The sequence below is a fragment of the Alicyclobacillus sp. SP_1 genome (genome assembly GCF_024706985.1).
Taxonomy (GTDB): Bacteria; Bacillota; Bacilli; order Alicyclobacillales; family Alicyclobacillaceae; genus Alicyclobacillus_I.
In genome coordinates, this window is sequence record NZ_JAMCCX010000051.1 from 1 (window position 1) to 9,592 (window position 9,592).

The window sequence follows — 9,592 nt, forward strand, 5'->3', positions numbered from 1 at the left end:
GACTCGTGTCGAAAATCGCGGAAGAACTGTATCAAGAAGGGCTTCAGGAAGGATTGCAGAAAGGACTGCAGGAAGGACGACAGGAAGGACTTCAAGAAGGGCGGCAGGAAGGCCTGGCTACGGTAGCCGAGAGGATGTTCCGAAAAGGGGCTAGCCTCGCAGACGTCGTGGACATGACCGGGCTTAGCCCAGCCGAAGCAAAAGCTATCCAAGACAAACTCGTTCATTGAATCGAGCGAAACCGCCGATGCCCCCACGAGGCTTTCGGCGGTTTTTTTGTTCTTCCAGCAGCATGACAAACTACGAATGGGGGAGAACACGAAAGAACATGGAGGGAGGAGGGCGCAACAGTCCGTCGAAATAGAGAATGTGAAGTGAATCGGTAGATTGGTCGCTTGTGTTGTAACCGCAGGATAGAGGTGAACCGTCATCGAGGCGTCCATTTTGGCGTCTGCGAGTTGATTGGCATACACGGCGTACTTCACGTTTATTGTGCTTCATTTGCTCCCGACTGGCCGAAATCCACTTTACAACACGATCAGTGATTACTCCATCGGGAGATTTCGTAGGTTAGCTCGTACCAGCACCGTCATCGACGGCGTCGGCATATTGCTGCTGCCCACCGCACTCGCTCAAGTAGTTGGCCTGCCACCGTTAACCCTCACAGGATTGGTGTGGCTGGCAATATTGGGCCTCACTCGTTTGGCGATGGTTTTCGTTCTTACGGGCCTATCGGGCCAGAAAGTGACTCCGCAAGGCATCGCTCACATGATTCTGTCAGCATTGAGCTTTGTTGCCGGCGTGTCAGCGATCACAACCCTTACCCGCAATCTCAGCACATGTCTTGCACTGCACGGCGTATATCAAGTTTTGATGATTTTGGCTGAGATTTCAACACCGTTGTTGGTGATCGTATGGGTCACTGCACTACTGCCAAGCTTGCGACGGTGGCCGGGGTAAACGGAGCGGGCGTTCTTGTGACCATCAATGCTTGGTTATTGATTTCAGTGGCCTGGTTTTTTGTATACGATTAGAGTCGTGCATTAACTCAGATCATCTTGCCCTCCCATGGACCTAAGGGTATCCGTACAAGGCTATGCATGAACAGAAATCCGCCTTGTGTGTCCGCTATGATCGGAGAAGGTTTGCGACAAACGAGGTTTGGTCGCTGAGAGAAGGAGTATGTGATGCTGGTTAAGTACAGGAATCACCTCATATCCATCGAGCAAGTCATGCAATTTTTGTCCTATGCGGTCGGGTCCGCTACGAAAGAAAAGCTTCACAACATTTTGGAGCAAGTGTATCGGCAAGATGACGCGGAGCTATGTGTTTTTATGGATGACGCTGGCTCCGCGGTAGGTATGGTCGGATTCAAGGGCAAGGGAGCCTCTGCGGAAATCTTCCACATTGCGGTTGCTGAAAACCAGCGCCACTCAGGGATCGGTCGAAATATGACCGATGAACTCCTCAGATTGAAAAATTTCACTGAATTAACTGCGGAGACGGATCATGATGCGGTTGAATTTTATCGTAGATATGGATTTGAAATACAGTCTCTTGGCGAGAAATATCCTGGTGTAAAGCGGTTTCAATGTCGTTTGTTGCTGAGCGAACGGTCAGAAAACCAGGATGAGGTGGCTACATGGACGGTGTAATGGGAGTTTGTGAAGTGCTTTTCTTCGTACCCGATGTCCAAGAAGCCAAAGCCTGGTACATGAAAGTGTTGGGTACAGAACCTTATTTCGACGACGAGAATTACTGTGCTTTTGATTTGGCGGGTACAACAGTGGGGGTTCACCCAATGGATGATAAAACGAAATCTGGCGTAGCTGGACAAGTTACGTATTGGAGAGTCGCAAACCTTCACAAGACGATTTCACACTTTGAATCGCATGGGTGTCGTCTATTTCGTGGTCCGATTTTCGGAGTCGATAAGGTATGGATATGTCAACTCACCGACCCATTCGGAAATGCGTGGGGGTTCATGCAACGCCCAGAATAACGCAACTGTTCTGAGGTGAGCGGGTGCGTTCACTAAAGAACGCGATACACCAACAAATGCATGAATATTCGATACTGCCATAAGCGTCGTAGTCGGACTCTCGGGCAGAAGAATACAGCAGGGGGGTATGATATCAATGAAATTTTCTTTGAATGTAGGCGAGTTGGAGAAGCACACGGTTGATTTTTACTTTAATCAATGGACGGGGAATTTGAACATCAATGTTGACGGACGAAGAGAGGTTGATGACTTTAGGATGTTCTCACTCAAACTAACTAAGGAGTACGAATTCCCAGTCGGAACTAATGAGCGGCATTGCATAAGAATTGAAAAGCAGAGAAAATTGCTGCTGGCTGGGTTCAGACCACAGACCTATCGTGCGTACATCGACGACACTTTGGTGAAGGAATTAGGGGGCAAATAGAACACGTGTACTGAATAAATATCCAATATGAAATATTCTACAATAGTGAATACATCCAAGTGCACGACGATGAAACGGCGGATTTGAGGTGGTTTTCTCTCAGGAAACCCCAGATAACATCAATCCAAAGGACTATCGTCCAGTACAGGATTTCGTCGCTACCACGTTCGCGTTCTTGAACAAGCAGTTACAGCATATCTGCAGCAACGCTATGCGTGGGTCAACGCATGAAAATGCACTGTTGACTGTCCATTCGTTACGGGACAAACGGGCCGGATAATTCATAGTGGGTCTATTCAAAGCAGAACGGTTGGTGCTATATTTTGGATACGACAGGGGTGATGATACGATGTTTAAGTGCGAAGTCGATGAACACATTTATTTAGCGATTACAGAGATGCGGCATGCCGAGGCATTGTACAATGTCATTGCCGAAAACCGTGATCACATTGGGCAGTTTCTAATGTTTGCGAGAACCCAAACTCCAGAGGATACGAAGTCATTTGTTCAAACGTCGTTAAACAAGTTTTCGGCTGGGACCGATGTGCCTACGTGCATTTGGTACGACAAACAGTTGATTGGTTCAATAGGGTTGCACATTTCAGAGGCGCATCGCTCTGCTTCAATTGGGTATTGGATTTCAAAGGAATATGAAGGTAGAGGCATTGTGACGAAGTGTTGCGAAGCCATGATTGATTATGCATTTCGCGAACTGAAGCTGAATCGAGTCGAAATTCGTGCCATCAACGAAAACTTAAGGAGCCGTGCCATACCTGAGCGGTTGGGATTTAAGCATGAAGGAACCTTCCGTCAAGATGTTAAGTTATACGATCAATTCGCTGATTCCATTGTTTATGGCTTGTTAGCGGAAGAATGGCGCTCTGGAAACTAGGGCGATATACGTTCCGTGGTTCTGAACAAACGGGTGCTGATGCTTTAAAAGGATTTGTCCCCGGAAACACATACATAAACACCATGAGCATCGAACCGTTCTTGGACTCTCGGGCCGCAATGTGCAACAGGAATTCGTTAACCCAAGTCAATAGATGCGTTACGGGCGACGAGTCATTGTAGTGTGGTGAGTACTCTGCGCGATGCTAGGAGGGGATTGGACGGATACAGTAGTCGTGACTACTGAGCGACTAAGCTTGCGGAAAATGACTACGGAAGCGGAATGTTGTTTTGTTCTGAGTGGAAGGGTCTGCGCCTTTTCAAAAAGTGATATTGCTGCGGTCATCAGCAAAGTGGTCATGCTTGATGGTGTAGTCGTGGACGATGCAAGGCAAATCAATGATGCACTCGAACTCTATTCCAAGCATGGCGTCGACTATTGGGATGCCTATTTGGCTGCGGCGGCACGGGCTGGAAATTTGGTGGTTGCAAACTTTGATGGTGATTTTCAAAGACTAGGTGCTTCAGTTTATCTGTTATAGGTCTGCATGCCTCAGATTACCTATTCACTTGCTGTTTAACCTGTTACGAGGAACCATGTCACAAATCACGGCAAATTTTTTGGCGTGTGGCTGGTGGCAAGGCGGTGGAGACTTGGGGGGCGAGGGGTGCGGGGCAGTTGCGGTTGTGGAAGCGTACCCATGTATCCATGCAAGGGTTGCTCCGCAGTTCGACGGGGACTAGAGTGTCTTTATGTTGGCTGAAAGGTAAGTAGTGTGACTGTTGAATTAACGCGACATAGAGTGGAATAAGTACTAGCTCTCATACTCTTATTGTACGAGTAAAATTCTCCATTTCACAGACTGTTTTTGCCCGAATGCAAACTATATCGTTAAGATACGTTGCTGGAAAGGGCGTGATATGAATGAGGGTATTGCTCGTTGGAGGCTCAAAGTTAATCGGTTATTATCTTTTGCCTCTCCTTGTGCGTGAGGGACATGATGTCACGGTGATTTCCCGTGGGAATCGCCCGTTGAACGAAACTGGCGTTACCCATATTAAGGCGGATAGGACGGAGCTATTCACGTTACCGGGGTTTTCAGGTGTTTATGACGTCGTGATTGACAACGTTGCCTATACACCTGAAGACTGCAAAAATTTATTGGCATCAATGCGTGGTCGACTCAATCATTACATCGTAACTAGCACGGTGTTTGTTTATCCAAACGTTGAAACAGCCTTAAAAGAGCCATCTCGCCCCATTCGAGAGACAGATGCATTGTTCAATGATGCCATACCCGAGTGCCAACCAGCCAATGAGCACGAAGAGTACGTCTACAACAAGAGACGCATGGAACACTGGCTCTGCCACAACTCTCATCAGTTTGATGTGAAGACAACGGTCATCCGTCCTTACTTTCAAATCGTGGGCCCGAACACTGCCGATGGTCGATTTGCTTGGTTCTGGCTTCGCGTCAAAGATGGTGGACCGATTTGGTTGCCTGATGAGCTGATACACAAAGCGGGTCCATGCCAGCTTGCGTTTTCTGGTGATGTCGCGAGGGTGATTTTGGCTGCTCTCAACCACCCGCCTCAACAATACGCAGTATATAATGCAACGCAGCCGGAATTATGGACTTATGAAGAGTACATTCGACTCATGGCGACAGTCGCAGGAACGACTCCTAAGATTCATTACGCACCTCGACAGGTTCTCAATGAGTGGGCTGGCGGTACGTATAAAATTCCGCTTCCGTACTGTGTTCCCGTGGATGTGTCGAAAGCGGAGTTGGATTTAGGAGTGTCATTCACGTCGATGGCAACTTGGATACGTGAGACGGGAGAATGGATGACAGAGTTCTATCAGGATTCAACACCAAGTTGGTATAGGTTACGGAACCAGGAACAATCTTGGATAGGTTTAGGTGTTCGTTCTTGAGGATAGGAGAAGATCATAGAGAGAACGAAATGTGGCACGCGATTAACACCTATTTGAGTGGGGAATTTGAGGTGGAATATTGGCGAGCGGAGGCAGGGGAACTTTTCTCACATGGACTAGAACTATGGTTACTATCGTGATTTTGCAGCACTACCATACCCAATGGTACGATTTCAAATAGTCACTGGGTTCGGATTTTCGTGGTCATGGATGGGTTCCTGTCTTTCTATCACAGAAATGTGTGGTTCAGACCTGGGACGCAGGTTTCGGCGATGTCACTGCCGAATTCCTCTATGAGTCAGGGCGATATGCCTCGTGTATACGACAACTCCGTGACAAAAATTGAGGCAAAGAAGAAATAGGTTCTGAGTTTGGCCTTGGGTAGGTCGGGAGGAATGAAAATGACGGCAGTCTTCTTCGGGCTGGTCTTGTTGGTCCAGTTGGTGTTGGTCGGATTGTTTTTGCGTGCTCAGCGGGCAGATGGTTCAGGGGTTCATCCGGTTTCGGAAGAGTCGTTGGCTCGCGTTAAGCGGGAGTTGACGGACTTTGTGCAGAGCGAAATGGAGCGCCTCCGTGACAGTGATTTAAAGCAGGCGGCGCTTGCGAGGGAAGAACTGGCGAATCACTTCACTCGTCTGTTCAGTCAAGTTTCTCAGACGTTGACGCAGCACTTTGGGGCTCAGAATGGTCAGCAACAGTCGCTGTTCGAGGCGTTTTCGGGCCAGTTGAAGGTGCTGACCGAGATGAACGAGAGCAAGCTCGAACGAGTACGCGGAGTGGTGGAGGAGCGTTTGGCCACGCTACAGGAAGACAACAACAAAAAACTGGAACAGATGCGTCAGACAGTTGATGAAAAGCTTCATGCCACGCTTGAGCAGCGCTTGTCTGAATCGTTCAAGCAAGTGAGTGAGCGCTTGGTTGCGGTGCACGAAGGATTGGGTGAAATGAAAACGCTCGCTCATGACGTCGGGGATTTGAAAAAAGTACTGAGCAATGTCAAAACCAGGGGAACCTTTGGAGAGGTGCAATTGGAAATGTTGCTTGAGCAAATCCTCGCCGCCGAGCAGTATGAAAAGAATGTCGGGACGAAAGCGGGATCGGACAATCGAGTGGAATTCGCCATTCGATTGCCAGGCCAAGGAGACGGTAAGGATTCGATTTATCTTCCCATTGACTGCAAGTTTCCGATTGAAGACTATCAGAAGATGTTGGATGCGGAAGAGTCCGGTGATTTAGCGGGGTTTGGCGAAGCGGCCAAAGCCCTGACCGCCCGCATCAAGGCGGAAGCTAAGGCGATTTCGTCAAAGTATATCGATCCGCCGCAAACAACGGACTTTGCCATTATGTATCTCCCTATTGAGGGCTTGTTCGCGGAGGTCTTGAGGGTACCTGGACTGGCGGAGAGCTTGCAGCGTGATTATCGGGTCATTGTGTCTGGGCCGACGACACTGACGGCGCTGCTGAATAGTTTGCAAATGGGCTTCCGAACATTGGCCATCCAGAAGCGGTCGAGTGAAGTGTGGGAGTTGCTGGGCGCCATTAAGACGCAGTTCGGTACTTTTGGAGACTTGTTGGACAAGACCCAAAAGAAGCTGCGCGAAGCGAGCAATTCCATTGACACGGCGGCAAAGAAGTCACGGACCATTGAACGTAAGTTGCGAAATGTGCAAGAACTGCCTGCCGTCGATGCAGAGTTATTATTGCCCGCACTCGCCTCAGGAGAAGAAGACGAGGTGGACGACAAAGACCTTGCGAGTGACCTGTGAGTCGAAGAGGAGCGAGATAATCTGGGAAGTTACGCCCCCCCCCCCCGACTCGCTTCCGGCGCCGCCGCGTTGGCAGACTGATTACCCTTCGCTCTGTGAGGTCTCGAACTTTGCGAAGGTTTGATAAAGGTCCGGTTGGTATCCAATGACGACTGTGCCATCCTCGGTCACGAGGATTGGCCTTTTCATCAATTTTCCATCATGTGCGATTTCGGCAATCCACTGTTCTGTAGTGAACTGAGCATCCTTCAAGCTGCGTTGCCGGAATACGGTCCCTTTCGTATTGACGAAATCCAGAATGGGACGCTGGGAGGCTTCAAGCCAGGAAGATAGCATCGTTTCGGATGGAGGTTGCTCTACAATATCGTGGAATTCCACAGAAACCCCAAGTTCTCTCAAGGTTTTTTCTGCTTGGCGGCATGTGGAGCATTTTTTGTATCCATACAAATTCAAGTTTCTCCGTCCTTTCGATTCTGTCACTGGAGTACTTGCAACTTTCTTGTGCCGGCGCCTGTTTCTTGTTTGTCTACATCCATTATAGCGAAGTGACGGTCTAAGGCCGAGGGTTCCACGAGTTTCTGCTTTTTTGTATTCGAGACCCACCTTTAGTTGTGTCGAAGGTCATATCCAGTAATAATGGGAATACTGCAAAAGAAGTGGAGAGAGGGGTAGAGGAGTGAACATTCTCGAAGATTTGGAGTACCGCGGACTACTCTTTCAAGTGACCCATCGGGAAGCGCTGGAGCGGGAGCTGGAGAGCAAACGCGTGCGCCTTTATGTAGGATTTGACCCGACTGCGGACAGTCTGCATATCGGGAGTCTGGTTCCGATTCTCACGTTGCGCCGGTTCCAGTTGGCAGGTCATGTGCCGATTGCGGTGGTTGGTGGAGCAACTGGTTTAATTGGCGATCCGTCAGGAAAAAAGCAGGAACGTGTGCTGAACACGTCAGATACGGTGGAACTGTGGACGGGTAAGTTGAAAGCACAGCTGTCGCGATTTTTGGACTTTGAGTCAGCGGATAATCCGGCGTTGGTCGTGAACAACTTTGATTGGACCGAGCCCATGAGTGTCATTGAATTCCTGCGAGACGTGGGTAAACATTTTAGCGTTAACACGATGCTCAATCGGGAGACAGTCTCGGCTCGCTTGGAAACAGGCATCTCTTTCACGGAATTTAGTTACATGTTGCTCCAGTCCAACGACTTCTTGGAGTTGTTTCGGCGTTACGAGTGTATCTTGCAAATGGGCGGATCGGACCAATGGGGAAATATCGTCGGGGGGATTGACCTCATCCGGCGGGTTACTGGTGAGCAAGCTTACGGATTGACGATGCCTTTGGTGACAAAAGCGGATGGCACAAAATTTGGCAAGACGGAGTCTGGTGCAGTGTGGTTGGACGCGGAGAAGTTTTCTGTGTATCAGTTCTATCAGTTCTGGTTGAACGCGGCAGACGAGGATGTCATCCGATTTCTGAAGTACTTCACGTTCTTGTCGCGAGAAGAGATTGAAGCATTGGAGAAAGAGTTGGAAACGAATCCGGGTCTGCGTAAAGCACAAAAGGCGCTGGCTCTGGAAGTGACTTCGCTGGTGCACGGCCAGGCTGCGACGGAACGGGCGGTACATCTATCCAATGTGCTGTTTAGCGGAGACATCAAAGACTTGACGGTGGACGAAGTGCGCGAAGTGTTTGGCGGAGTGCCGTCGATCGATTTGCCGACCGATGGCGCGATGGACATTGTTTCTATACTGCAGGCGTCTGGGGCGTGTCCCTCGAAGCGCCAGGCTCGGGAAGATATTCGAAATGGCGCCATCCATGTAAACGGGGACAAGGTGACCGAAGAAACTCGGGTGTTTGGTAGTGGGGATTTGTATGGCGGGGAATTCCTTGTGCTGAGGCGCGGGAAGAAGAACTATTTTCTGGTGAGATTCATAGGGGCGGAGTGAAAATTCGCATCGGTCTGTTCTAGTGTCGACCTTGTCTCATAAAATGGGATGAGGTTTGTCCGGCATGCGAGCGAAAGAATGCGAGCAAAAGCACGAGAGCAAAGTGGACACCTCAAGAGGGGGTGTCCACTCTGTCTTGGTTCGATGTTCACCATATTTCTTTGTCTCCATTCGTTGGGTACATTTTACTAGGGATTTCCTTGTCTGCTCCCATTGGCCCTATCAACGCAGCTCAATTAGATGGCGGCATGCGTCATGGATTTTTTTACGCATGGTGCATCGGAATTGGTGCGATGCTCGCAGATGCGGCTTACATGGGGCTGATTTTTTTCGGACTGACAGGATTTCTGGCACATACTGTCGTCAAATCGTTTCTTTGGGCTTTCGGTAGTGTGGTGCTCGTTTATCTCGGGTTGCAAAGTCTTTACAGTGCACGAAGCGAGATTGTATTTTTGAAACAGGAAGCGGCATCCCTGTCCCAGGCGTTGACCTCTGGGTTTCTGATGGCCATTTCCAATCCTCTGAACATCCTCTTTTGGTTTGGTATTTAGGGGCTGCTGAATTAACTAAAAACCCTGCTGTAACAAGGATTTCGCGTGCAATTTGTCGAATGAAAGTGTATGGA

12 protein-coding genes are annotated in these 9,592 nt (G+C 49.2%); 11 read left to right on the top strand and 1 reads right to left on the bottom strand.

Annotation, left to right across the window (positions count from 1 at the left end):
* From M4I36_RS16725 to M4I36_RS12790, 9 genes are all read left to right on the top strand, one after another.
* A partial coding sequence (locus M4I36_RS16725; RefSeq protein ID WP_308661253.1) for a Yae1 family protein occupies window positions 1–230 on the top strand: 230 nt, incomplete at its 5' end.
* A 232-nt stretch (window positions 231–462) separates the two neighbouring features.
* On the top strand, window positions 463–960 hold the full coding sequence (locus M4I36_RS16910; RefSeq protein WP_374986228.1) for a DUF998 domain-containing protein: 498 nt from the start codon (window positions 463–465) through the stop codon (window positions 958–960).
* 227 nt (window positions 961–1,187) lie between these two features.
* Window positions 1,188–1,655 carry a GNAT family N-acetyltransferase gene (locus M4I36_RS12760; protein ID WP_258112134.1) on the top strand — a complete coding sequence of 156 codons (468 nt, stop codon included), beginning with the start codon at window positions 1,188–1,190 and terminating at the stop codon, window positions 1,653–1,655.
* Window positions 1,655–2,002, top strand: a complete 348-nt coding sequence (locus tag M4I36_RS12765) for a VOC family protein (RefSeq protein WP_258112143.1) — start codon at window positions 1,655–1,657, stop codon at window positions 2,000–2,002. The genes M4I36_RS12760 and M4I36_RS12765 overlap by 1 nt, the downstream gene beginning before the upstream one ends.
* 136 nt (window positions 2,003–2,138) lie before the next feature.
* On the top strand, window positions 2,139–2,426 hold the full coding sequence (locus M4I36_RS12770; protein WP_258112135.1) for a hypothetical protein: 288 nt from the start codon (window positions 2,139–2,141) through the stop codon (window positions 2,424–2,426).
* 349 nt (window positions 2,427–2,775) lie between these two features.
* The gene (locus tag M4I36_RS12775; protein WP_258112136.1) at window positions 2,776–3,318 is read left to right on the top strand and encodes a GNAT family N-acetyltransferase; all 543 of its coding nucleotides are present in this window, start codon (window positions 2,776–2,778) and stop codon (window positions 3,316–3,318) included.
* Between the two features lie 235 nt (window positions 3,319–3,553).
* Entirely contained in the window at window positions 3,554–3,859 is a 306-nt protein-coding gene (locus M4I36_RS12780; RefSeq protein ID WP_258112137.1) for a PIN domain-containing protein, read from the top strand.
* A 383-nt stretch (window positions 3,860–4,242) separates the two neighbouring features.
* On the top strand, window positions 4,243–5,256 hold the full coding sequence (locus tag M4I36_RS12785) for an NAD-dependent epimerase/dehydratase family protein (RefSeq protein WP_258112138.1): 1,014 nt from the start codon (window positions 4,243–4,245) through the stop codon (window positions 5,254–5,256).
* 401 nt (window positions 5,257–5,657) lie between these two features.
* Window positions 5,658–7,022 carry a DNA recombination protein RmuC gene (locus M4I36_RS12790; protein ID WP_258112139.1) on the top strand — a complete coding sequence of 455 codons (1,365 nt, stop codon included), beginning with the start codon at window positions 5,658–5,660 and terminating at the stop codon, window positions 7,020–7,022.
* A gap of 81 nt (window positions 7,023–7,103) precedes the next feature.
* Here the strand turns inward: M4I36_RS12790 and M4I36_RS12795 are convergent, their stop codons facing one another.
* Window positions 7,104–7,475 carry an arsenate reductase family protein gene (locus M4I36_RS12795; RefSeq protein WP_258112140.1) on the bottom strand — a complete coding sequence of 124 codons (372 nt, stop codon included), beginning with the start codon at window positions 7,473–7,475 and terminating at the stop codon, window positions 7,104–7,106.
* 223 nt (window positions 7,476–7,698) lie between these two features.
* Here M4I36_RS12795 and tyrS point away from each other — a divergent pair, with 223 nt between their 5' ends.
* Together tyrS and M4I36_RS12805 are read left to right on the top strand one after the other, a co-directional pair.
* A complete protein-coding gene (tyrS, locus tag M4I36_RS12800) occupies window positions 7,699–8,967 on the top strand; it encodes a tyrosine--tRNA ligase (protein WP_258112141.1) in 1,269 nt (422 codons plus the stop codon).
* A 122-nt stretch (window positions 8,968–9,089) separates the two neighbouring features.
* A complete protein-coding gene (locus tag M4I36_RS12805; RefSeq protein ID WP_258112142.1) occupies window positions 9,090–9,518 on the top strand; it encodes a LysE family translocator in 429 nt (142 codons plus the stop codon).
* Window positions 9,519–9,592 lie beyond the last annotated feature (74 nt).